Origin of the sequence: Symbioplanes lichenis (genome assembly GCF_030709675.1) — a bacterium.
Lineage (GTDB): Bacteria > Actinomycetota > Actinomycetes > Mycobacteriales > Micromonosporaceae > Actinoplanes > Actinoplanes lichenis.
In genome coordinates this window covers 291,020-314,490 of sequence record NZ_JAUZQD010000012.1, presented here as the reverse complement: position 1 = coordinate 314,490, position 23,471 = coordinate 291,020, and the positions used below count along the sequence as shown (strand labels likewise).

General features: G+C 69.6%; 22 protein-coding genes. 15 read left to right on the top strand and 7 right to left on the bottom strand.

Going from position 1 to position 23,471, the window contains the following annotated elements:
- The first annotated feature begins 649 nt into the window (after positions 1 to 649).
- Positions 650 to 1,123: a hypothetical protein gene (locus tag RAN62_RS28505; protein ID WP_305787859.1), complete on the top strand. Its 474-nt coding sequence runs from the start codon at positions 650 to 652 to the stop codon at positions 1,121 to 1,123.
- Positions 1,124 to 1,354: 231 nt separating this feature from the next.
- Here the strand turns inward: RAN62_RS28505 and RAN62_RS28500 are convergent, their stop codons facing one another.
- The 3 genes from RAN62_RS28500 to RAN62_RS28490 are packed head-to-tail and all read right to left on the bottom strand — an operon-like array spanning position 1,355 to position 5,338.
- On the bottom strand, positions 1,355 to 2,740 hold the full coding sequence (locus tag RAN62_RS28500; RefSeq protein ID WP_305787858.1) for an FAD-binding oxidoreductase: 1,386 nt from the start codon (positions 2,738 to 2,740) through the stop codon (positions 1,355 to 1,357).
- The gene (locus tag RAN62_RS28495) at positions 2,737 to 3,540 is read right to left on the bottom strand and encodes an alpha/beta fold hydrolase (protein WP_305787857.1); all 804 of its coding nucleotides are present in this window, start codon (positions 3,538 to 3,540) and stop codon (positions 2,737 to 2,739) included. The genes RAN62_RS28500 and RAN62_RS28495 overlap by 4 nt, the downstream gene beginning before the upstream one ends.
- A gap of 25 nt (positions 3,541 to 3,565) precedes the next feature.
- A complete protein-coding gene (locus RAN62_RS28490; RefSeq protein WP_305787856.1) occupies positions 3,566 to 5,338 on the bottom strand; it encodes a laminin G domain-containing metallophosphoesterase family protein in 1,773 nt (590 codons plus the stop codon).
- 143 nt (positions 5,339 to 5,481) lie between these two features.
- On the opposite strand from RAN62_RS28490, the gene RAN62_RS28485 reads away from it, so the two are divergent.
- A complete protein-coding gene (locus RAN62_RS28485; RefSeq protein WP_305787855.1) occupies positions 5,482 to 6,606 on the top strand; it encodes a glycosyltransferase family 4 protein in 1,125 nt (374 codons plus the stop codon).
- Positions 6,603 to 7,718, top strand: a complete 1,116-nt coding sequence (locus RAN62_RS28480; RefSeq protein WP_305787854.1) for a glycosyltransferase — start codon at positions 6,603 to 6,605, stop codon at positions 7,716 to 7,718. The genes RAN62_RS28485 and RAN62_RS28480 overlap by 4 nt, the downstream gene beginning before the upstream one ends.
- A gap of 126 nt (positions 7,719 to 7,844) precedes the next feature.
- Here RAN62_RS28480 and RAN62_RS28475 read toward each other — a convergent pair whose 3' ends face one another.
- The 3 genes from RAN62_RS28475 to RAN62_RS28465 form a co-directional block, all read right to left on the bottom strand.
- A complete protein-coding gene (locus tag RAN62_RS28475; protein WP_305787853.1) occupies positions 7,845 to 8,450 on the bottom strand; it encodes a hypothetical protein in 606 nt (201 codons plus the stop codon).
- 471 nt (positions 8,451 to 8,921) lie between these two features.
- Complete coding sequence (locus tag RAN62_RS28470) at positions 8,922 to 9,713, bottom strand: SAM-dependent methyltransferase (protein WP_305787852.1); 792 nt, start codon at positions 9,711 to 9,713, stop codon at positions 8,922 to 8,924.
- Positions 9,714 to 10,036: 323 nt separating this feature from the next.
- A complete protein-coding gene (locus RAN62_RS28465) occupies positions 10,037 to 10,258 on the bottom strand; it encodes a hypothetical protein (protein ID WP_305787851.1) in 222 nt (73 codons plus the stop codon).
- A 163-nt stretch (positions 10,259 to 10,421) separates the two neighbouring features.
- On the opposite strand from RAN62_RS28465, the gene RAN62_RS28460 reads away from it, so the two are divergent.
- From RAN62_RS28460 to RAN62_RS28415, 10 genes are all read left to right on the top strand, one after another.
- Positions 10,422 to 11,675 carry a sensor histidine kinase gene (locus RAN62_RS28460; RefSeq protein WP_305787850.1) on the top strand — a complete coding sequence of 418 codons (1,254 nt, stop codon included), beginning with the start codon at positions 10,422 to 10,424 and terminating at the stop codon, positions 11,673 to 11,675.
- Positions 11,663 to 12,322 (top strand): response regulator transcription factor, encoded by a 660-nt coding sequence (locus tag RAN62_RS28455; protein WP_305787849.1) that lies wholly within the window; start codon positions 11,663 to 11,665, stop codon positions 12,320 to 12,322. Before RAN62_RS28460 ends, RAN62_RS28455 begins: the two co-directional genes overlap by 13 nt.
- 794 nt (positions 12,323 to 13,116) lie before the next feature.
- Positions 13,117 to 13,947, top strand: coding sequence for an ABC transporter substrate-binding protein (locus tag RAN62_RS28450; RefSeq protein ID WP_305787848.1), 831 nt, complete (start codon positions 13,117 to 13,119; stop codon positions 13,945 to 13,947).
- The gene (locus RAN62_RS28445; protein WP_305787847.1) at positions 13,944 to 14,672 is read left to right on the top strand and encodes a class I SAM-dependent methyltransferase; all 729 of its coding nucleotides are present in this window, start codon (positions 13,944 to 13,946) and stop codon (positions 14,670 to 14,672) included. Before RAN62_RS28450 ends, RAN62_RS28445 begins: the two co-directional genes overlap by 4 nt.
- Positions 14,673 to 14,746: 74 nt before the next feature.
- Positions 14,747 to 15,733: a FecCD family ABC transporter permease gene (locus tag RAN62_RS28440; RefSeq protein ID WP_305787846.1), complete on the top strand. Its 987-nt coding sequence runs from the start codon at positions 14,747 to 14,749 to the stop codon at positions 15,731 to 15,733.
- Between the two features lie 2 nt (positions 15,734 to 15,735).
- The gene (locus tag RAN62_RS28435) at positions 15,736 to 16,488 is read left to right on the top strand and encodes an ABC transporter ATP-binding protein (protein ID WP_305787845.1); all 753 of its coding nucleotides are present in this window, start codon (positions 15,736 to 15,738) and stop codon (positions 16,486 to 16,488) included.
- Positions 16,489 to 16,619: 131 nt separating this feature from the next.
- The gene (locus RAN62_RS28430; RefSeq protein ID WP_305787844.1) at positions 16,620 to 18,050 is read left to right on the top strand and encodes a type III PLP-dependent enzyme domain-containing protein; all 1,431 of its coding nucleotides are present in this window, start codon (positions 16,620 to 16,622) and stop codon (positions 18,048 to 18,050) included.
- Positions 18,047 to 19,339: a pyridoxal-phosphate dependent enzyme gene (locus RAN62_RS28425; protein WP_305787843.1), complete on the top strand. Its 1,293-nt coding sequence runs from the start codon at positions 18,047 to 18,049 to the stop codon at positions 19,337 to 19,339. The genes RAN62_RS28430 and RAN62_RS28425 overlap by 4 nt, the downstream gene beginning before the upstream one ends.
- Position 19,340: 1 nt before the next feature.
- Positions 19,341 to 20,486 (top strand): aminotransferase class V-fold PLP-dependent enzyme, encoded by a 1,146-nt coding sequence (locus RAN62_RS28420; protein WP_305787842.1) that lies wholly within the window; start codon positions 19,341 to 19,343, stop codon positions 20,484 to 20,486.
- A gap of 24 nt (positions 20,487 to 20,510) precedes the next feature.
- Positions 20,511 to 21,218 carry a class I SAM-dependent methyltransferase gene (locus RAN62_RS28415; protein ID WP_305787841.1) on the top strand — a complete coding sequence of 236 codons (708 nt, stop codon included), beginning with the start codon at positions 20,511 to 20,513 and terminating at the stop codon, positions 21,216 to 21,218.
- Positions 21,219 to 22,125: 907 nt separating this feature from the next.
- Here the strand turns inward: RAN62_RS28415 and RAN62_RS28410 are convergent.
- Positions 22,126 to 22,350, bottom strand: coding sequence for a DUF2188 domain-containing protein (locus RAN62_RS28410; RefSeq protein ID WP_305787840.1), 225 nt, complete (start codon positions 22,348 to 22,350; stop codon positions 22,126 to 22,128).
- 229 nt (positions 22,351 to 22,579) lie between these two features.
- Here RAN62_RS28410 and RAN62_RS28405 point away from each other — a divergent pair, with 229 nt between their 5' ends.
- Both RAN62_RS28405 and RAN62_RS28400 read left to right on the top strand, forming a co-directional pair.
- Positions 22,580 to 22,936, top strand: a complete 357-nt coding sequence (locus RAN62_RS28405) for a helix-turn-helix domain-containing protein (RefSeq protein ID WP_305787839.1) — start codon at positions 22,580 to 22,582, stop codon at positions 22,934 to 22,936.
- 1 nt (position 22,937) lies between these two features.
- A complete protein-coding gene (locus RAN62_RS28400; protein WP_305787838.1) occupies positions 22,938 to 23,468 on the top strand; it encodes an ImmA/IrrE family metallo-endopeptidase in 531 nt (176 codons plus the stop codon).
- The last annotated feature ends 3 nt before the right edge of the window (positions 23,469 to 23,471 follow it).

Below are 23,471 nucleotides of genomic sequence, written 5' to 3'. Positions count from 1 at the left end.
GAGGAAACGCCCGTTCCTGAGCCTTCACAGGCTCGGGGACGGGCGTTTCTGTATTTCCGCAACTATTCGCCGCTTCCCGTTCGCATCCTTGTGCAGGATCGGTGCTCTCCGGATCTGGTGCTTTCGGTCTTGGTGAATTGGGCCGGGACCAGGGCGCGGCCGGTGTCTGTGACTGGGCGACTCCGCTTTTTGTGACTTTGCGGCGCTTGGGCGGGTGGCTTGTCGAGTTCCAGCTCAGCAGCGGGCGGTCGCTTCCGTGGCGGGCCGGCTGGGGGGTGTCGGAAGAGGGGGCTGTGTAGTGGGGACCGGCGCCGGGTAATTGGTGGAGATGGATGTTCCGGTGCTTCGGGTTGGGGCGGTGGCGCTGCTGCTTGCGGTGGCCGGGTGCTCGGGCGTTGATGATGGGGGACGGGACTACAACCCGGATCATCAGCCTCGGTATGTGGTGCCGGAGCGGGACCGGGACTCAGGGGCGGAGCGGGACGGGGCTTCGGGGCCGGGCGAGGCGGATCATGAGGTTCGGGGCGGGGCCGGGTATGTGCGTACGGCTTCGGTCTTTGAGCTGGTCAGTGGGGCTGACGTTGTGCGGGTTCGGGTCGCTGACCTGGGCGGGGACCTGGTTTCGGTGGCTACGCCCGGGGACTCGAAGGTGGCGCCCGATGTCGAGGTGCAGGGCAACACGGTGGTCGCGGGGCTGCGGCAGACTTCGCTGGGCGGGGCGGCGCTGGTGACGGTGCTGTTGGCTCGGGATGTTCGGTGGCAGGTGCGGCTGGGTGGCGGGGCCGGCGACCAGGCGGTTGATCTGACTGGCGGGTCGGCTGGTGGGGATGTCGAGTTCACTGCGGGGACCAGCCGGGCCGAGGTGGAGTTGCCCGCGGCGACCGGGACGCAGAAGGTTGTGCTGGCCGGTGGGGCGAGCCTGTTGACGGTGCATCTTGGTGGAGACGCGCCGGTCCGGGTGAGTGCGCGGAACGGTGCGGGCGCTGTGACCGTCGACGGGACGTCGCATGCCGGGGTGGCGGGTGGGAGCGTGTTCGCCGATTCGGAGTGGGACTCGGCCGGAGACCGGTTCGATGTCGATGCCACTTCCGGCGTTTCCGGGATCACCGTCGAGCGCGGATAGAAGCGCGGACCGCCGTGCGGATAGAAGCGCGAACCGCCATCAAGCGCGGCTGGAGGTCGAGCTCGCCAGTCACGCGAGTCCGATCACGCGAGTCCGATCACGCGGGGCTGAAGACGCGGGCCGAAGACCCAGGATCGAAGACGCAGGACCGAAGAGGTAGGACTGAATACGCGGGCCCAAGAGGCGGAGCCGAAGGGCGAGGCCGAAGAGGGGCAGGCCGAAGGCGCGGGGCTAGAGGTCGGGGTCGCCGAGGATCTTGCCGGGGTTGAAGAGGTTGCGGGGGTCGAGGGCTTCCTTGATGGCCTGCTGCATGGCCAGAACGCCCGGTTGTTGTTCCTGGCGGAGGCCGCGGCGCTTGAGCAGGCCGACGCCGTGTTCCGCGGTGACGGTGCCGCCCATGGCGATGGCGGACTGGAGCATCTCTTCGAAGGCGGCCTGGGCGGCGACTTGGGCTGCGGGGTCGTCGGCGGGGACGCGGATCAGTGGGTGGAGGTTGCCGTCGCCGGCGTGGGCCAGGGTGGCGATGGACACCTGGTGACGGGCGGCGATCTCCTCGATGGCGGCGAGCATGGCCGGGACCTTGGAGCGGGGCACGCACACGTCCTCGGTGAGGACCGGGCCGAGCCGTTCGAGGGCGGGATAGGCGAGGCGCCGGGCGGAGAAGAGGGCCTCGGCTTCGAATTCGTCGGTGGACTGTTCGGCCCACTCGGCGCCGGCGTCGCGGAAGGCCGAGGCCAGGGCGGTGGCTTCGTCGTCGCCGGCGCGGCCCGGGGTGTCGATCTGGGCCAGCAGCAGAGCTTCGGCGGTGGCGGAGAGGCCTAGGTGCTTCCAGTCCTCGACGGCTTGGAGGCAGGCCTTGTCGAGCAGTTCAAGCGCGGCGGGCAACAGGCCGCGGCGGGTGCTTGCGGCCACCGCATTGCCGGCGGCGACGATGCTGGGAAAAGCGCCGACCACCGTACGGGGTGCAGCCGCGCGAGCCGCCCGGAGACGCAACGTCACCTCGGTGACGACACCGAGCGTGCCCTCCGAGCCCACGAGCAGACCGACGAGGTCGTAGCCGGCGACACCTTTCGTCGTGCGGTGCCCGACTCGGACGGCCGTACCGTAATCGCCCGCGGGACCGCCCACGACGGCCTCGAGTCCCAGCACGTAGTCGCGGGTGACGCCGTACTTGAGGCAGCACAGCCCGCCGGCGTTGGTGGCGACGTTGCCGCCGATCGTGGACCAGGGCGCGCTGGCGGGATCCGGCGGGTACCAGAGGCCGTGCTCGGCGACGGCGGCCTTGAGGTTGTTGTTGACGACGCCGGGCTGGACGACGGCGATCTGGTTGTCGACGTCGATCTCGAGGATCTTGTTCATCTTCGCGAGGTCGAGGATGAGGCAGCCGTCGACCGCGTTCGCGCCGCCGGAGAGCCCGGTGCCGGCGCCGCGGGTGACGATCGGGATGCCCTGAGCAGCGCAGGCGCGGACGACCTCCTGGACCTCCGCGGTGGTGCGCGGGCGCACGGCGGCGACGGCCCGGCCGACCGGCGCCCACTCGGCGTCGTCGTGGCTGAGCGAGGCGAGGACGTCCGCGTCGGTGACAACGTCGAGGTGGGCGAGGAACGGAAGGGTCATGCCAGGCTCTTCAGGAAGGTGACGAGGGCCTCGTTGACGGCGTCGGCCTGGTCGAGGTTCATGGGGTGACCGCAGTTGTCGACGATCTCGGCGGTGGCGAGCTCGTTGAGTTCCGTGGCGGCCGTCGCGTGCGTCCAGGGCCAGAACTGACTGTCGCGCCCGGCGAGGAACAGCGACGGTACGGACACCCGCGCCACCACGTCACGCCAGTCTTGACTCGCGTGGTCCTGCAGCAGCGCTCGCATGGCCCGCCAGTTCGAGCCCTGAGGCGGGCGCCCGAGAGCTTCGACGAGCCGGGCGAGCCCCTCCGCCGTACGCGATGGGTGGCCTGGATGTCCCGTGTCCGGAACGCCGCCGGAGAAGAAGGTGCCGATGGTGTCCGGCGTCAAGCCGTAGAACCCGTGCTTCCAGTCGCCGTCGTTGAGCATGCGCGGGGTCTGGTCGACCGAGACGATGCCGCGTACGCGGTCGCCGCCGAACAGGTCGTGGTAGGCCCAGATCGTGCTGGCGCCCATCGAGCCGCCGACCAGGACGACGTCGCGCAGGTCGAGCGTCGTCAGGAAGTCGTGCAGGTCCTTGCCGTGCCGGGACATGCGCCAGCCGTACGCCGGGGTCTCGGAGAAACCGTGCCCGCGCCGGTCGAGGGTGAGCACCCGGTGACCGGCCGCGAGCAGGGCCCGGCGTTGCAGCTCCCACGTGTCCGCGGAAGCGGCGAACCCGGCTATCAGCAGGACCGCCGGGCCGGAGCCGTCATCCGTGTGGTGCAGGGACACGCCGTCGCTGGTGCGGAACGTCGACATGTCCCGAATCTACGTCGCGGATCTGTCAGGTGCGCAGGAACTGCTGCGGGGTCAGGGCGCGGCCGGTGATGCGCACGTCACCCAGGTAGCCGTAGAAGCCCTGGCCGTAACCGAGGTCGTACGACTGGGCGCCCAGCACGAACGGCCGGCCGTTGGTGGCGATGCCGTGCGACGGCTGGGACGGGTTGCGGGCGATCTTCGAGCCGTCGATGTAGACGAGCGTGCGACGGCCGTTGTTGACCACTGCCACGTGCATCCAGCGGCCCACGGGAAGGGCGTGGCTCCACGAGGTGGGGCTGGCGTCCTCGACGTGCGGATAGACCACGTACTGGAGGAATCGTTCGCCGGAGAGGCTCATGCTGCACGTGGGCTCGAGCGGGTCGTAGCCGTTGGTCTTGCCCGCGTCGCGCATCCGGCCTTCCCAGTTGAAGACGCCCATCCACGAGTGGTCGCCTTCGAACGGTTCGGGCAGCTTGAGGAAGAGCTCGATGGTGTAGCCGCCGAGGAACTTCATGCTGTTGATCGGCGCCTTGTCACCCGTACGCAGAATGGCTCCGCGGTTGGGGTCCTTGCCGCCGTCGAAGAAGAGGCTGGCGTGGGCGGGCGCCCCGGCGTGGTGCTCCGGGGAGACGGTCAGCACGTCGGGCGCGCTGCCGGCGAGGCGGCGTACGGTCAGATCGTTGCCGCGCCCGGTCTGATCGCGCACCACCGAGCCGTCGGCGACGGAGAGCGCGCCGTCGAAGCGCCAGTAGGCGACCGTGTCCTTGCTCACGACGGCCGACGCCGGACGCGGAGGCGGCAGCACCGGCGGGTCGAAGGCAGCGAACCGCTCGGTGAAGTCGATCTCGAGGCTGAAGCGGTCCGCGGGGCCGGTGAGCTCGAGCGTCTCCGCCTCGAGCGGCGTGCGGTCCGCCTCCTTCTTGGCGAGGAACCACGGCGAGAACGTCTCGACGTCGATGGTGTTGCGCGCCAGGTCGAAGTTGTAGAGGCGGATCATCGCGGCGCCGCCGTAGTAGCGGTCCTGGTAGTTCGTGATGTGCACGTGCACGTCGTGCCCGGCGTCGTTCTTCAGGACCGTGCGGCCGGGCGGCCAGTAGTGCCCGTTGAGGGTGAGGAAGACCTGGTCGTGCTTGCGGATCAGCCGGTCCCACATGCGCTGGCCGTTGGCAGAGAGCGAGGCGACACCGGCGTCGTCGCTGTACGCGAGGTCGTGCGTGGTGACGATCGCGGGCACGGTCTTGTTCCTGGTCAGAACGCTCTCGGCCCACGCGATGCCGGCGTCCGAGATGCGCCAGTCGAGCGCGAGAATCAGCCACTTGCGCCCGCCGGCCTGCAGCAGGTGGGCGCTGTTGTAACCGTCAGGCGAGGCGCCGAGGAACGTGCGTAACTTCTTGAAGCGCGAAGGACCGAAGGCTTTCAGGTACGGGGTGCTGCCGCGCTGGTCGTCCCCGCTGACGTCGTGGTTACCGCCGAGGACGCTGTACGGGAGCTTGCCGTCGATCCGCTTGAACGTCTCACTGGCCAGCTCGATCTCGGCGGCCGTCCCGTGCTCGGTCACGTCGCCGAGGTGGGTCATGAAGACCACTTCCCGCTCCTCGGTGAGGTAGCGGAACGTCTCGCGCAGCGGCGCCGGGTCGGCACTGTCCGCGTCGAAGAGGTACTGAGTGTCGGGGAGCACCGCGAGCGCGAAAACGGTGTCCTTTTTCGGGGCCGCCTTCGCCTGGGCCGGGTCCGGCAAAGACACAGCGGCCGCGAAAGGGGCGGCCGCGGCGGCGCGGAGAATATTTCGTCGATCCACGAAGATCACTCTCGCCCCGGGTGGGCAACGGCCGGGAGACGCCAAGCAAACCGCATGCGAACAGCACTCTTGTCGTCGCGAGTTCCCTTCCCGGTCATAATCGCGTTCTCCGCCGGGCGCGTCGCGCACCTCATTCTCAGCGCATGCGCATCGCCCTGGTGACGGAGTCCTTCCTGCCGGACGTCAACGGGGTCGCCCATTCGGTGGTGCGGGCGGCCGAACATCTCATGCGACGCGGCCACGAGCCGCTCGTCATCGCACCCCAGCCCCCGGGACGCCGGAGTCCCGTCGACCTGCCCTATCCGGTCGTCCGGATCGCCTCGCTCCGCATGCCCGGCTATCCGCAGATCCGGCTCGGGCTGCCGACCACGTCCATCGCCGCGGCGCTGCGGGCCCACGGGACCGACGTCGTGCACCTGGCCAGCCCGTTCTTCCTGGGCGCGTGGGGTGCGGTCGCCGCGAAGATGCTCAAGCTGCCGGCGGTCGCCGTCTACCAGACCGACATCGCCGCGTACGCCCGGCTCTACAAGTACTTCGGCGGCACCGAGCAGATGTGCTGGAGCATCATCCGCACGATCCACAACTCGGCGGCCCGGACCCTGGTGCCCTCGCGCGAGTCGCTGGCCGCCCTCGACGCGCACGGCGTGAAGCGGATGCACCTGTGGCGCCGCGGCGTCGACGACGTGCGATTCCACCCCGCCAAGCGGAGTACGGGCATCCGCCGCGCCCTGGCCCCGAACGGCGAGACGCTCGTCGGCTTCGTCGGCCGGCTCGCCGTGGAGAAGCAGGTCGACCTGCTGGCCGACGCTTCGCGACTTCCCGGCGTACGGCTGGTCGTGGTCGGCGACGGCCCGCACGGCGCGCACCTGCGACGGGCCCTGCCGGACGCGGTGTTCCTCGGGGCGCGACACGGTGAGCAACTGGCCCGGATCTACGCGAGCTTGGACGTGTTCGCGCACACCGGACCGTACGAGACCTTCGGCCAGTCGATCCAGGAAGCGATGGCGAGCGGGCTGCCGGTCGTGGCCCCGGCGGCGGGCGGGCCACTGGATCTGGTGCACGAGGGGCGTACCGGGCATCTCGTGCCTCCCTTCGAGGCGGACGGATTCACGGCGGCGATCGCGGAGCTGGTCGGCGACCCCGAACGGCGGGCGCTCCTCGGCGCGGCCGGACGGGTGGCGATCGAGGGGCGGACCTGGGCGGCCGTCGGCGACGAGCTGATCGAGCACCTCTCTTCCGCGCGCCTCTTCGTCGGAGGCCGCGCGTGAGAATTGTGCGACTCGCGAACTTCGTCACCGAGCGGTCAGGCGGACTTCGCACGGCGCTGCGGGAACTCGGCACCGGCTACCGGCTCGCGGGCCACGATCCGGTGCTGATCCACCCCGGCGTGCGCTACTCGTCGACGGAGACCGAGCAGGGGCTGGTCATCACGCTGCCGGGGCCCGAGGTGCCCGGCATGGGCGGCTATCGGGTGCTGCTCGACCGGCGCCGGCTCGCCGACACGCTGCGCGGGCTGCGACCCGACCACCTCGAGGTCTCCGACCGGAGCACGCTGCGCTGGGTGGGAAGGTGGGCGAGAAGGTACGGCATTCCGTCCACAATGGTGTCGCACGAGAGCCTGGACGGGTTGCTCCGGCTGCTCGGGCCGTTCGGGCGCTTCGCCGACCGGCTCAACGCGCGCACCGCGGCGGAGTTCGACCGCGTCGTGGCCACGACGAGCTGGGCGGCAGCGGAGTTCGAGCGGCTGGGGGTGCGGGACGTGGTGCGCGTACCGCTGGGGGTGGACCTCGACCGGTTCGGGCCCGGCCTGCACGACCCGCGCCTGCGGCGGCACTGGGCGGCGCCGGGAGACGTGCTGCTCGTGCACTGCGGGCGGCTCTCGGCGGAGAAGAAGCCCGGGCTGTCGCTGGATACGCTCGCGGCGTTGCGGGCGAACGGCGTACCGGCGGTGCTCGTCATGGCCGGCGGCGGGCCCTTGCGCCCCCGGCTCCAGGCCGACGCCGCCGCGCGTGGGCTGCCCGTCCGCTTCATCGGACATGTGAGTGATCGCTCGTTCGTGGCCGCGCTGCTCGCGACGGCCGACATCGCCCTGGCCCCGGGGCCGGTGGAAACGTTCGGCCTGAGTGCGTTGGAGGCCCTGGCCAGCGGTACGCCGGCCGTGGTGCACGCCCGCAGCGCGCTGCCCGAGGTCGTCGGGGACGCCGGCCTGGGCGCGGTCGACGGGGCGTCTTCTGCCCGGGCGGTGGTGGAGTTGCTGGGGCGCGCGGATCGGCGGGTAGTGGCTCGGGCCCGGGCGGAGATGTTCCCCTGGTCGGCGGCGGTGGACGGCTTCCTGGCCGGCATGGAGGGTGCCCGCACCGGCGTCAGTCGGCGATCCTGACGGCTTCTCGGCTTCCGGGCCGCCTGGCCTTTGTGAGTCTTGCGCTTCCCCGGCGCGGTCTGCTTTCCTGCCGCCCTTTCGGCTTTCCTAGCGCGGTTGGGTTTCCGCGGCTCTCTCGGCGAGGGCTCAGCAGACCGCGGTGGCCGGGAGGTCGGAGCCGGGAATCTGGCCGGGCGGCCACGGAGAGCCGTAGAGCTCGGCGCAGAGAACGACGGTCATCCACGGAATCCACGGACTGCGCAACATGATCGGCTGCGTTCCCTGGAAGTAGAGGTTGACCGACCAGTCGAGCGGGTTCGGCTGGACGAGAATCAGATCGCGGAAGTCATGCTCCTCGACGCCACCGCGCGCGTCGACGAGGAGGAGCCGCTCGCTGGTCACCGTCACACCCTGCCGATCGCGGGGCTGCCACTGGTCCTCATCGGTCGTGGGCGCCGCCGAGCTCTCGTCGTCCGAGGTGCCGCGCGGCTTCTCTGCCTCTTTCCCCGTCTTCTTCCCGGCCGTCTCTTTTGCCTTGTTCCCTGCTCTCGAGCGGCCCTCATCGATCTCGTCCGCAGTGCCGATGCCGCCGCCCCAGAAGAGGCCGCCACCGACGTAGACACCGTCCGACGAGTACGAGAGAACATCGGCCGGGAAGGCGCCGTACTGCTTCTCGCCGGCGCGCAACTCCACGGTCGGCGCGACCGCGGCCGGGTGCCCGCCGCGTTGCACGAACCGCGCCAGCAGCCACATGGACCGCCACCCTGCATCGATCTGATCCCGAGTGAATCCCCGCGGCGTTGTCGGGGAGGGAGCGCTAGTCACGCACCTGAGACTGGCAGAACGAAATTAGGAATGACCAGCGCGTTCGCCCGGCCGTGAGCTGAATTGTCCGTAGCGAGGACGTGACCTGACCGAACAGCCAGTATGCACCCCCCATCGCTCCGTAGTGGAAACCTCAACTTGAGTAGTCCCTTCCACCCCTCCCCGTAGCTGCTCGCTGTTCCCCTCCCGCACCTCACTTCCACGGCGTCGGAGAAGCAGCAGAGGCCGCACCTTCTGCCCGGTGGCGGCCACACCCACCCACAACAGCGTCCCGCGCGACGCCTCGGACGCCGGCGTGGGCAACCTGCTTTCCTGGGCGGTGACGTGGTCCTCAGAGGCCACTTGTGCTGCGCCCGAGCGACGGGTGTTGATCAACTGTGGAGTTGTCAATGTGCGGGGCTACGGCTTGCGGGCCACGGCTCCGAAGATCGAGGCCTCCACGGGCGTGGCATGCTCGGTGGCGGCGGGGTCGGGGCGCCACTGGCTGACGGCGACGACGCCGGGGTCGATCAGATCGAGGCCGGTGAAGAACTCGTCGAACTCGGGGCGGGTGCGCGGGTAGACGTCGGAGCGGCCGGTGCGCAGGGACTCGTCCCAGTTGGCCTTGAGCTCGGGGGTCAGGAAGTCGGTGGTCGCGCAGGACATGACCAGGTGGCTGCCGGAGGGCAACGCGTCCAGCAGGGTTTGGACGATCTGCCTTGCCTCGTCCTGCGCGGGCAGGAAGTGCACCACGGCGACCAGGATCAGGCCCACCGGCCGGGTGAGGTCGAGGATGTCGGCCGCGGCCAGGATCTTCTCCGGGTGGCGGAGGTCTTCCTCGAGATAGCGGGTCTCGCCGGCCGACGTGCTGGTGAGCAGCGCCCGGGCGTGGGCCATCACCATCGGGTCGTTGTCGACATAGACCACGCGGCTGTCAGGGGCGACCCGCTGGGCGACCTCGTGGGTGTTGTCGGCCGTCGGCAGGCCGGTGCCGATGTCGAGGAACTGCCGGATGCCGGCGTCGCCCGCGAGGTGTCTGACCGCGCGCTGAAGGAAGGCGCGGTTGGCCCGGGCCGCGATGCGCGCCGCGGGGTAGGACTTGGCCAAGAGGTCGCCGGACTCGCGGTCGGCCGCGAAGTTGTCCTTGCCTCCGAGCCAGTAGTTGTAGCGCCGGGCCGGGTGGGCCACGCCGGTGTCGAACTTGTCGCTCATCTGGGCTCCCTGGGTCAGGGCCGCAATCCTAATTGGATCACCGTCGGCGCGGTAATGCCTGTGGATAACTTTGTGGATATCGCTCCGGCGGGCGCCGGTCTCTCCTGCTTGTCGACCGGTCTCTCCTGCTTGTCGACCTGTCGGACGGCTGCGAGGTCCGCCTTTTCTGCCCGTCTCCGAGCGTTTCATGTGTACGAGCCGGACTCGCCCCGGTGCGGAGTCGGCATGCACCCTTGCTCCCTCACCGTCCGCGGCCACTGCTGGTCGGCGACCATCTGCCTCCTCGCGGGTGCGGTGACGACCAGCTCTGGATGCGGTGACGACTAGCTCTGCCGGCGGGTGCGGTAGTGGTGAACGATGAGGGCGGCCGCGCTGGCCAGGGCGATGGCGCCGAAGCCGGCTCCGACCGCGGTCACAGTGGCGCTGTCGCCCCTGGATGCCGCAATGGTGGACATCGCTGCGTTGGCGCCGCCGCTGACGATGAGCAGCAGCCACAGCACCGGGCGGAGGATGCTGCTTCGGGTAGTGCTGTCGTGGTCGGTCATCGTCGTGGTCCTCTCACGTGGTGGTGTCTCGGTGACGCCTTCCACGCTAGGAAAGCGGTGCGCTGGGAGCCATCCCGCCAGGGACCCAATTGCCGGTACAGCAGGCTGTACTCTTCGGCCGTGGAGTCGCCTCGGCGGCCCCCGGTGACCTAGGTTCGAAGCCATGACGAACGGCGAAGAAACTCAGCGCCGGAGTCAACTGATCGAGCGCCTGCGCCTGGCTGTGGACGGCCTCGAACACTCGGTCGGAGGCTTCGGCACGGCGATCCTCGCACTGGCTCTGCTGGTGTGGCTCGTCATCGTGGCCGCGGCCTGTCTGATCGGCATCGGCCTGCTGCTGGTGCCCAGCGCGCTGCAGGCAGTGCGGGCGCTCGCCAACCGCGAGCGGGCTCGGTTGTCGCGATGGGGCACCGTGATGATCGATCCGGGCGAGGTTCCTCGCGGGATCAGGGCCGCCCTGCAGGATCAGACGGTTCGGAAAGATCTCGGCTGGGTCGTGCTCCACGTCCTGTCCGGCATCAGCACCGGGATATTGAGCCTCTCCCTCCCGCTGTACGCGGTGCAGGACGCGACCTTCCCGCTGTGGTGGCGCCTGCTGCCACCTGGCAGTGAGGGCCCCAGCATCGCCTACTGGCCGGTCAACAACTGGGCCGACGCGCTGGCGATCGGATTGATGGGCGCCGGCTGGCTGGCTCTGTCAGTCGTGCTCCTGCCCGGCCTGGCGCGCCTGCAGGCTTGGCCGGGGCGCCAACTCCTGCCGCTCGCCGACGATGCCGACCTCTCGCTCCGCATCGCGCACCTGACCGCCACCCGGGCCGCGGCCTTGGACGCGCACGCCACGGAGCTGCGACGCATCGAGCGGTCGCTGCACGACGGCACGCAGAATCGACTGGTGGCCGTGACGGTGCTGCTCGGTGCCGCCCGGCGAGCGGTGACCCGGAATCCGGACACCGCGGCCGAGGTGCTGGAGCGTGCTCAGGACGCTGCCGAGCAGGCGCTGGCCGAGCTGCGCACCGTCGTGCGGAGCATCCACCCGCCGGTCCTGGCCGATCGTGGGCTGGAAGGCGCGCTCACCGGTCTTGCCCGTGACTGCGCGGTGCCGTGCCAGGTCGACATCGACCTGCCCGGCCGGTGTGCGGCATCGGTGGAGGCGACGGCCTACTTTGTCGTTGCCGAGGCGCTGACCAACGTGGCACGGCACAGCGGGGCGCGGAATGCCACTGTGACGGTCCGGCGCAACGGCGACCGGCTGCTGCTGCGCGTTACCGACGACGGCAAAGGCGGCGCCGATGAGGAACGTGGGTCGGGGCTGACGGGGATCCGCCGGCGCGTGGCGGCGTTCGACGGGCGCTTGACGCTGACGAGTCCGCAGGGCGGGCCGACGACCATGGAGGTGGAGTTGCCGTGCGGATTGTGATCGCCGAGGACGAGCCGCTGCTGCGCGAGGGGCTGGCGCTGCTGCTCAAGGCGGAGGGGCTGGAGGTGGCCGCGACCGTCGACTCACCGGGGCCGTTCCTCGAGGCGATCGACCGCCACAAACCCGACGTCGCCATCGTCGACGTGCGGATGCCGCCCACCCACACCGACGAGGGCATCGTCGCCGCCGTCGAGGCGCGGCGGAGGCAGCCGGGGCTGGCGGTGCTGGTGCTCTCGGCGTATGTGGAGCAGGCCTTCGCGGCCGAGTTGTTCGCCGGGAGCGCGAAGAGCGTGGGCTATCTGCTGAAGGAGCGCGTGGGGCGGGTCGAGACGTTCCTCGCCGCGCTGCACCGGGTCGCCGAGGGCGGGACCGCCATCGACCCCGAGGTGATCAGCCAGCTGCTCACCCAGACCCGGCCGGACAGCGGCCTCGAGCAGCTCAGCGGCCGGGAGCGCGACGTTCTCGAGCTGATGGCCGAGGGTCTGGGCAACACCGCCATCGCCGACCGGCTGGTCGTCACGGGCAACGCGGTACACAAGCACATTCGCAACATCTTCGCGAAGCTCGGCCTCCCACCCGACGACATGGCCGACCGCCGAGTCACCGCCGTCCTCCGCTACCTGGAGCAAACCCAGCGCCGCCCCTGACCGCCACCCCGGTGGCTCAGCGCCATCCCGGTGGCTCAGCGGCATCGCGGTGGCTTGACGGCATCGTGGTGGCATGACGGCATCGCGGTGGCTCAATGACATAGGAGTGGCCCAACGTCATCCCGGCGGGCCATAAGTCGCGCCGCCTTGGAACACCGTCAGGCGCCCCGCGCCCCCGGGCGCTGTGCGCTCCCGCTCTCGCCCCGGGCGCTGTGCGCCTTGTCCTGTGCGTGGTGCGCTCCGCCTCGCCCTGTGTGCTGTGGGACTTCGCCGGGTGTGTTGCGCGCCGTGCATGCGCCGGGTGTCGTGCGTCGTGCTCGCGCCCTTCCGTGCCCGGTTACTCGGGCCGCCAGGCCCAGGGCTTGTCTGGCTGTGCGCTACGCCCGTCTGAACGCATCTGGGCCCGCTTGTCGTGTGGCAGCGGCGTGAACGACACCCCACGCGCGGTGCGACCTTCGCTGTGTGGGCCGGGCGCCGCCTGTGTGTGTCGGTTGGTGAGCTGTGGCTGCGTGGCTGCTGCAGGAGGGCGACATTTGGGGTGACAGGAGGGCGAAAAGAGCTGGCCGGCCGAGATCTTGGACACGTTGGGGTGGGGTGCGTGGTGGAGCGGGGCTGCGGTCACTACGTTGCTGCACATGAAAATCATTGTCGGCTTGGTGGCGGTGGTGGGGGTGGGGCTCAGCTCTGCCTGCGCTGATGTGGGTGGTTCGGGGGCGGCGGGGGCTTCCGGGGCGTCGGTGGTGGTGGAGAACTGTGGGCGGTCGCTTTCGGTGGCGGCTCAGCCTCGGCGGGCGGTGGGGCTTGAGCAGAACGCCACCGAGATCCTGCTGAGTTTGGGGCTGGCCGATCGGATGGTGGGGACCAGTTATCAGACCGATCCGGTGCTGCCCGAGTTGAAGAGCGCCTACGACAGCGTGCCGGTGCTGGCGGAGCTTTATCCGTCGCGGGAGGCGGTGCTGGCGGCGGGGCCGGATTTTGTGTACTCGACGTTCACCTCGGCTTATGCGGGCGACGCCGCCGGGGATCGGGGGGCGTTGGGGGAGCGGGGGATTCCGGCGTACCTGTCGCGGTTTGCTTGTGAGGAGCCGGCGGACGGGGCGGCGACGGTGGGGTTCGAGGGGCTGTTCGGCGAGATCGAGGAGGTGGCGCGGATCTTCGGGGTGGCCGACAGGGGGACGGACCTGGTGGCGCGGCAGCGAGCGAGGCTTCGGGCGGCGGTGGAGGCGGCTGCGGGGAGTGGGGAGCGGTCGGTGCTCTGGTACTACTCCGGAACCAGCACTCCTTACGTCGCCGGGGCGGGCGGCATGCCGGCGGCGATCGGTGCGGCGCTCGGGGTGCGCAACGTGTACGGGGACGTACGCCAGGCGTGGCCGGCCGGCAGCTGGGAGCAGATCGCTCAGCGGAATCCCGACGTCATCGTGCTGGCGGACCTGACCCGGGGCGGCGACGGGGACAGCGCGCAGTCGAAGCTGGACTTCCTGCGGAGCAACCCGGTGACCTCGAAGCTCGACGCGGTGAAAGAAGGGCGCTTCATCACCGTCTCCGGCTCGTCGATGGATCCCTCCGTACGGAGTGTCGCCGCGGTCGAGCAGGTCAGTGCCGGGCTGAAGGAGCTGGGCCGATGAGCACCGAACTGCTGCGGCTGTGGGACGAACAGCAGGCCGCCTACGTGGCCCACCGGGAGAACCGCTTCACGGCGATGCTCGACGTGCTGCGGTTGCGGCTCGGCGACGGGTTTCGGGTGCTCGACCTGGCGTGTGGACCGGGGGCGATCTCGAAGCGGGTGCTCTCGACGTTTCCCGAGGCCACGGCCGTCGCCGTCGACTACGACCCGGTGCTGCTGCACATTGCCACGGGCGTGCTGGGGGCGTACGGCAATCGGGCTCGGGTCCTTGATCTGGATCTGGTGGAACCGGGGTGGGGCGCGCGCGTGGGCCCGGTCGACGCCGTGCTGAGCTCCACGGCGCTGCACTGGTTGTCGCCGGGGCAGCTGCTGGAGGTCTATCGGGAGGCGGCTCAGCTGTTGCCGGCCGGTGGCGTGCTGCTCAACGCGGATCATCTGCGGTTCGACGACGCGTCGCCGGCGTTGCGGGACATCTCGGCGCGGCATGACGAACTGACCCAGCAAGACTCTGAAGCACTGACCTATGCCGAGTGGTACGCCGAGGCCGCGCGCCATCCGGAGATCGCCGCGCTGATGCCCGAGCGGGACCGCCGGTTCGCGGACCGGCCGCCGCAGCCGTTGGCGCCGCTCGAGTTCCACCTCGCTGCGCTCCGGGCGGCCGGCTTCGCCGAAGTCGGAACCGTCTGGCAGTACCTCGACGACTATGTCGTGTTCGCACGCCGGTGACTACTCGTGTCGGTCCACTGAGGGCGGTGGCGAAGCGCGAGCGGCAACCGGTCACCAAAAGCAGCCATACCAACTTGACGCTCGCGCTCGGTGTCGTCGCCCTGGCACTGAGCGTCGCCGCGGCCGTGACGATCGGGGTCGCCGACCTCTCGGTCACAGCCGTGATGCGGACGGTGGCGGCGCACGCGGGGCTGCCCGTCCGGCCGCTGCCCCTCCTGCAGGACAGCATCGTGTGGGACCTGCGCCTGCCGCGCGTACTCCTGGCGGGTCTGGTGGGTGCGGGCCTGGCCGTGTGCGGCGCCGTGCTGCAGGCGCTGACGCGGAACGCGCTCGCCGACCCCTATCTGCTCGGAATCTCGGCCGGGGCGTCGACCGGCGCGGTGTGTGTGCTGGTCCTGGGTCTGGGGGCCGGCGCCGCCGCGCTCTCCGGCGGGGCTCTCGCGGGCAGCATGGTCGCCTTCGCGGTGGCCCTGCTGCTCGCGGGCCGCGGGTGGACCCGGCCCGCGCGGATCCTGCTGGCGGGCGTCGCGACCGGGCAGCTGTTCGCCGCGCTGACCAGCTTGATCGTGGTGGCCGACGGGTCGCCGGACAGCACTCGCAGCGTGCTGTTCTGGCTGCTCGGCTCGCTTGCGGCAGCGTCGTGGCCGGCCGTTTTTCTGTGTACGGCCGCCGCGGCCGCCGCCGTCCTGGTCTGCTGGGCCGCCGCCCCGGCTCTCGACGCGTTCTCCTTCGGCGCCGACGTGGCCCAGACGCTGGGGTTCGCGCCGGCGCGCGTGCGGGCGGTGCTGTTCACGGTCACGGCGCTGCTGACCGCGGTGCTGGTGGCGGCGAGCGGCGCGATCGGGTTCGTCGGGCTGACCGTCCCCCACGCGGTGCGGCGGATCGTCGGGTCCCGCCACCGGGTGCTGCTGCCGGCCTGCGCGATCGCCGGGGCGACGCTGCTGATCTGGGCGGACACGGCCGCCCGGACGGTCTTCGCGCCCCAGGAGTTGCCGGTCGGCGTGGTCACCGCGCTGCTCGGCGTGCCGGCTTTCGCGATCCTGCTGAGGAAGAAGGAGTGAGGGTGGAAGCCGACAACGTCAGCCGGCGGATCCTCCGCGACATCACGTTCCGAGCGCCCGCCGGCGCCTTTGTCGGCCTGCTCGGGCCCAACGGCTCCGGCAAGTCGAGCCTGGTGCGCGTGCTCGCGGGACTGGACCGGCCGGACGGCGGACGGGTGCTGCTCGACGGTACGGACCGGGCGGCGCTGCCGGCGCGGCAGGTGGCCCAGCGGGTCGCCGTCGTCGGGCAGCACACCCCGGACGACGCCGACATGAGCGTGCTCGACGTGTTGTTGCTCGGGCGGATTCCGCACCGGTCGCTGCTGGCGCCGGTCGGCGCCGGCGACGAGGTCAAGGCGAGCGCAGCCCTCGTCGCCGCCGGGCTCGGCGGGTGGGAGCAGCGGCGCTGGTCGTCGCTGTCGGGCGGGGAGCGGCAGCGGGTGAACATCGCGCGGGCGCTGGTGCAGGAGCCGGAGGTGCTGCTGCTCGACGAGCCCACGAACCACCTGGACATCCGGCACAGGTTCGCTCTGGCGCACGATCTCGCGCGGTCGCCCGTCACGGTGGTGGCGGCGCTGCACGAGCTGGATCTCGCCGGGCAGTACTGCGACCTGGTGGTGCTGCTCGACGCCGGCCGGATCGTCGCGGCGGGGACCCCGGGCGAGGTGCTGACGCCGGAGCGCATCCGGACGGTCTACGGCGTGACGGCCGAGGTGACGGCACTGCCAAAAGGGAAGGTACGGATGAGGCTGTCAATGTCAGCGGGAATTAATTGACAGATCTCTTGACTCGTTTATCGCACACATGCGCATGCGGCGATGTGGGTCATCCAAGGGCGGACCCGGTTGGCGGGCGCCGTTCCATCGGTTAGCGTGAAAAGAAAGCTGCTCTCGGTGGGGAGTCGCATTTGACGCTGTCCTTGTCTCCTCGGATCAATGAGTTCGTGCATTCGGTGCTCGGTGAAACGGCACTGCTCGGCCGGCTGGTCGAGGCGCTCGGATCTCCGCTCGACATCGTTCTTCCGGAGCAGGCCGGCCGCAACGTCGCGGCGTTCCGGGCGGTGCACGCGGAGCATCGGCTGGGCGGGCGGATCTACTTCGCGCACAAGGCCAACCGGTCCAGCGCCCTGGTCCGGGAGCTGGCCGCCGGGGACGCCGGCATCGACGTCGCCTCGCTCGGCGAGTTGCAACATGCCCTCGGCGCCGGATTCACTCCCGATCGCATCGTCGCGACCGGTCCCAAGAACGCCGCATTTCTCTGGTTGTGTGCGCGCACATCGGTGCTGGTGCACGTCGATTCGGCAGCCGAAGTCGCCGAGCTCGGCGAACTCGTGCGCGCCCGGGGTCTGCCTCCGGTGCGGATTCTGCTGCGATTGTCGGAATTCGCTGCTCCGGGCGTACGGACGGCCGCCCGGCGCAGCCGTTTCGGGGTCTCGCCGGACGGGCTGGAGTCCATTCTCGATCTCGCCGGAAAGTACGCGGGTCACCTCGAGCCGGTCGGCGTCGGTTTCCATCTCGACACGACCGCCCTGCCCGAGAAGGCCGTGGCCCTCGAGGGCTGCCTGACCGCACTGGAGACCTGTCGCCGGAGGGGCCTGCGCCCGTGGGCGATCGACGCCGGCGGCGGATTCGGGGTGAGCTATCTCGCCGATCCGGCCGAGTGGGACGACTACACGTCGGCGCTGACCGAGGCGGTGCTCGGGCGCCGGGCGCCGCTGACCTGGAACGGTCACGGGTACGGGCTGCGCAACGAGGGCGGCACGATCGGCGGCTCGCTCGGGCTCTATCCCGCGTATCGCCAGGTGACCGGGCCCGCGTACCTCGATCAGCTGTTGCGGACCCGGGCCCCGGGCCTGGGCCGTCCGCTGGGTGAGCTGCTGCTCGACAGCATGGTCGACCTGCACGTGGAGCCGGGGCGCGCGCTGCTCGACCAGTGCGGGCTGGTGCTGGCCAAGGTGCTCGAGGTGCGCGACGATCCCGGCGGCCTGATCGTGCGGCTGGACTGCAACGCCGGCGACGTGAGCACCGAGAACCATGGCGTTCTCATGGATCCGGTGGCGATTCCGCAGCGGGAGGGGCCGGCGGAAGGCGCCTACCTCTTCGGCAACCTCTGCCTCGAGTCCGACCTGATCACGCGGCGCAAGGTCTTCCTCCGCGGTCGTCCCCGGGCCGGCGATCTGCTCGCCTTCGTCAACACGGCCGGTTACTTCATGGATTTCGGCGCTACGGAGGCGCTCCGGCAGCCGATCGCACGGAAAGTCGCGCTCTTCCGCTCCGACGACGCATGGCAATGGTGCCTCGACGACCAGTACTGGCCCCTGCACCGGGAGACAGCATGAGATTCGACGCCATGACCGACGCCATCGGCGACACCCCGCTGGTGCGCATCGATCCGGCCGTGCACGGCCTGCGCCACATCGACCTCTACGCGAAGATGGAGTTGCTCAACCCCTTCGGCTCGCTCAAGGACCGCGCGGCCTGGAACATGCTGCGGCCGCTGGTCAGCCCGGGCGGCACCGTGGTCGAGCTGTCGAGCGGCAACACCGCGAAGGCGCTCGCCGTCCTCGCCGGAATGCACGGCATGCGGTTCCGCAGCGTCACCAACCGGATGAAGGTCCCCGAGATCAAGGACCTGCTCCTGCTGCTCGGCGCCGACATCGAGGAGCTGCCCGGGCAGGCCGAGTGCCTCGACCCGACGAACACCGAGGACCCGCTGACCCGGATGTACCAGCAGCTGGGCGACGGCGGGTACGCGCACACCGACCAGTACTTCAACGAGCTCAACGTCGACGCCCACCGGCACGGGACCGGGCCGGAGATCGTGAAGGACCTGGACGGGCAGGCGCCGGACTACTTCATCGCCTGCGTGGGCACGGCCGGCTCGTCCACGGGGGTCGCGCGGGCGCTGCGGCAGCACAATCCGGACGTACGCGTGGTGGGTCTCGTCGCGCACAAGTCCGACTTCATCCCGGGCATCCGCACGATCGACGAGGCGCACGCGGTGGGACTCTTCGACCCGGAGAGCTACGACACCGTCGAGACGATCACCGCCGACGACGCGATCGACGGGCTGCTGACGCTCGTACGCCGCTGCGGGACGCTGGCCGGGCCGACGGGCGGGGGCGCGTACCAGGGTGCGGTCCGGCACTTGCGGAAGATCGACGCCGGGCTGACCGAGCGGAAGACGGCGGTCTTCATCGTCTGCGACCGGGTCGAGAGCTATCTCAGCTATCTGCGCGACCGGCGGCCCGAGCTGTTCAACCGGCCACCCCGGGCCCACGACGTGCGGACGGTGGACGCCGCGGAGGCCAAGATTCTCGACGTCGCGGCGGCCGAGCGCTGGGTGGCCGGCCGGCGCGGGATCGTGGTCGACCTGCGCAGCCCGTACGCCTACCAGGCCCTGCACATCGACGGCGCCATCAACATCGTCGACGAGCTGTTCGCCGAGTTGCTGCACGGCGGACTGCCCTTCAGCCGGAGGCAGCCGGTGCTGCTCGTCTGCCCGGTCGGCGAGAAGTCAGCGAAGTACGCGGCGCTGCTCACCCGGATGGGCCACCCCGAGGCGCACTCGCTGGACGGCGGCGTGATCGCGTGGCGGGACGCCGGCGCCGAGCTGGTGCGGGACTGACATGTCTTCCCTGCGCGACGACTTCCCCCTGATCACCGCCAATCCGGACGTGGCCTATCTGGACAGTGCCGCCACGTCGCAGAAGCCGCGCTCGGTGCTCGACGCGGTGCACACCTATCTGACCACCGGCAATGCCAATGCGGCCCGGGGGACGTACCCGTGGGCGAACAGGACCACCGCCCGCATCGAGCAGGCCCGCGACCGGGTGCGCCGCTTCCTGGGTGATCCGGACCCCGCGCGGTCCGGCGTCCACTTCGTGAGCGGGACCACCGAGGGGTTGCGCACGATCGCGCGCGACTGGCTGGCGCCGCGGCTGCGGGCCGGCGACGAGATCATCGTGCCGTTCGCCGACCACGCGGCCAACATCGAGCCGTGGCAGGAGGCCGCCGCGCTGGCCGGCGACGTCCGGATCGTACCCATGCCCTATGACGCGGCTCACGACTATGACTACCGGCGACTCGCGGAGCTGGTCACCGAGCGCACGAGGCTGATCGCCGCCACGCACGTCCACCACGTCTACGGCAACGACATGAACATCCACCGCATGCGTACGGCGGTCGGCCCCGACATCCCGATCTGCCTGGACGCGGCACAGAGCGCGGGGCACGTACCCGTGGATGTCGAAGCCCTGGACGTGGACTTCGCCGTCTTCTCCGGGCACAAGACGATGGCGTTGCCGGGGATCGGGGCGATCTGGGCGCGTAACCGCCGGGGTCCCGTCCTCGTGCCGGGCGGCTGGGCCGGATCGCCGAACACCAGCGGCATCATCAGCCTCGTCGCGGCGCTCGACTGGCTCGAAGCCGCCGGTCAGGAGCGGATCGCCGCCTGGAACAAGGCGCTCGGCGTGCGCTTGACCGACGGCCTGCGGCAGATGTCCAGCTATGAGGTGCTGGGCTGTCAGTCGAGCCTCGCGCCGGGCTCGCCGGTGCAGCGCCGCGAGGGCATCGTGACCTTCCGGCACCATGCGATCGGCTCCAACGACCTGGGCTTCATCCTGGCCGGCGACGGTCTCATGGTCCGTGCGGACGGTCACTGCCAGGGCGACCAGGGCGAAAAGACCTCGTCGGTACGGGTCAGCGTGCACATCTACAACACGCCGGACGAGATCGACCGTCTGCTGTCCGTGCTGTCCGCCCTCGACCGGTAATGGTTTCCGTTATCGTGTGAACCCGTGACAACCGCTCTGTGGCGCGACACGTGGGCAACGGTGATGGGCGGGTTCGTCCCCGGCCTGGCCGAGCTGGAACGAACGGTGCACGTGGCAGCCGAGGCCGCCGCGGGCGGTCCGCCACGCCGGGTCCTCGACCTGGGCGGCGGCCCCGGAGTGCTGGCCGAGCGCATGGCCCGGCGCTGGCCGGCGGCGGAAGTCACGCTGCTCGACATCGATCCCGTGCTGCTCGCGATGGCCCGCGCGGGCGTACCGGCCAACGTCACCGTGGTCGAGGCCGACCTCACGGCCCAGCCCTGGCCGCTCCCGGGCGCGTACGACCTCATCACCGCCGTCATGACCGTGCACTACCTGACGTCCGCCCAGGCCGCGGACGCCTATGCGGCGGCGTGGCGGGCACTGGCGCCGGGCGGCGTGCTGATCGTGGCGGATCTCATGCCGGAAGACGGGCTGCCCGGGTTGATGGGCGCGCTGGAGCCTGGGCCGGAGGAGGCGGCTGCGGAGCTGGCCTGGGCAGAGTGGTGGGCGAATCTCGAAGGTCTGGAGGCGCTGCTGCATGAGCGTGCGCTTACGTTCCGGGACAAATCGCCCGCTGAGTTCGTGGCGTCAGCGGGTTGGCACGCGGCGGCGGCGCGGCGGGCGGGCTTCGCCGAGGCGGGCGTGGTGTGGCGATGCGGCCGCCACGCGGCCCTGGCGGCGGTCCGCACCTGAACCTGACGCCCGGAAACTTGTGACTCTCTGACGCCATGTTGCCGCTGCCCGGTGGCCATCGCCCGGCACCGGGTCCAAGGGAGCATGCTGCGAGAACAGCCCGCGCCGCATGTGCCTGCCAACCCGCGACGGCACCCCTCATCGAGCTGCGCCTTCAACCATTGTGGGAGCCGGCCCGCGCGCGAGCCTCGACGGGGCATCTGACCTGCGTGTGAGTGGGCCGCCAAAAACTTGAACCCTGAACCTATGGAGTAGCGGCGACATGGTCGCGTGGGGCTTCCTCGGCAGGTCAACAACATCCGGTCGTCCGGTCCGGCGTCATACGGCTCGGTCCGTTGCTGTACTTCACTGCTGTACAGCCACCGCTCGGGGAGCCACATGGTTTAGGAATTTGTCGATGACTGTCAAGCAGCGGGCTAAGCACCTGCTGTTCGCTGAGCTCATTGCCATCAACCACTTACCGTCGTTAATCACTGGACCGTACCTCGCCACCGTCGTGTGGGGTACGCAGCGGGCACGGTGACGGGGGGCTGAGGAGATGCGTCCTCAACCCCCCGTCACCGGCGAACTACTTCTTTCCCTTGCGCGTCGCTTGCGAAAGCGCGCTGGCAGCGACGCTACGGCTGCGAGCCGACGAACGCCCGTCGCGCAGCACGGCGGAAGCCTTGCGGGCTACCTTGACGCTGGTAACCTTGTCCTTTCCCTTGGCCATGGTTCTGTACCTCCCTCCTCGTCGTTGGGAAGTGGCCTACGGTGTCCCCGGCGCCCCAACGCCGGGGTTCACCTCGTCAGCTGCCGGAACCTGCCGGCTACCGAACGGCCATCCTCCGACCAACACCCCCAGCGACGAACGAGCGCTCTGGGTGTCGACCTCGGTCGAGGTCATACACAAGGTGCTGAAGAGCGGTCAGCCAACCGGCGGGTACGGATCGTTGCCGTACGTCCACTCAAACTCGATCGTGCCGTTCGCGCGGTACACCACAAGCTGGCTCGGCTGGTTCGCCTTCGCGACCGCTTGGCCGCTGTCGATCGCAGCCTGCTTGGTGTAGTGATTCGACAGCACGTATCCGTCGTGCGTCACCTGCCACAGGTTGCCGTTCGGCACCACGTTGTACCGCTTCCGCTTCGCCATCTCTGGCCTTCTCCTTCCGGTTGGATGGCGACCCAACGCCATCCCCTTGCCTCTCGCGCAGAAGCGTGGAGGTCATCCTCACTGACCTCGGCAACCCCCTCCGAGGACAGCTTGACTGACGCTAGCCCAGCCTTTTGATAATGTCAACGGAGCCAACCTGGATCTTCGGCGCACGTTTGCGAGGCAAACCTTGTATGGTAATCTCTGTAGATTGGGGCGAGGAGTAGCCGTGGCGGAGGCACCTGTCGACGAGATCGACCTCTTCTACATAGAGGTTGGCAAAAGGATCCGAGATGCCCGCAACGCTGCGAGGATCACGCAAGCGGAACTAGCCGATGCTGTGGGGCTGACGCGTACGTCGATCACGAATCTTGAGGCCGGTCGCCAACGGATGCCGTTACACCTCTTCGCCGCGATTGCCCGAAGGCTCGGCGTTGGGCCCCAACATTTGATGGCCGAAAGCGAAGGCCTTGGCGAGTTTGATCGCGCACTGAATCGACATCTCTCAATGGCGCCGGACACCACACGAGAGTTCGTGCACGGCGCCATTGCGCAGCTAGGGGTGCCGAATCGAGAGGAGGAATAGTATGTTGCGCCGTGAAATCGAGGCTAAGGCGGAAGCTTTCCTCCGTCAACACAAATCACTGCGCCCGCCTATAGACGTCGAAAAGCTCGCTCTGGCCGAAGGAATTGTCGTTGCCAGGAACGAGTTTAGCGGGAATGAGTCCGGCTTTGCGTTAAGCCAAGGCGAAACACGGATTATTGGTGTCAATTCGTCGACGCATCCGAGAAGGCAGCGCTTCACTATTGCTCATGAACTCGGCCACCTACTTCTACATCACAAGCCCCTAATCGTGGATCATTCGATCCTAGTAAGCCGTCGCAACGAGATCTCAGCACTCGGTACGGACCAGGAAGAAATCGAGGCAAATGCCTTTGCTGCGGCCCTGCTCATGCCTGCCGACGCGGTCGAGCGTGAGCTGAGTAACGCAATGAAGCGAATTCGGGACTTCGACCGGGACAGGGCGGTCCAGAAGCTTGCTTCTGTATTCGACGTTAGTACCGACGCTATGGGATATCGACTCGTGAATTTGAACCTTATTACCGGTTGGATCTAGCGC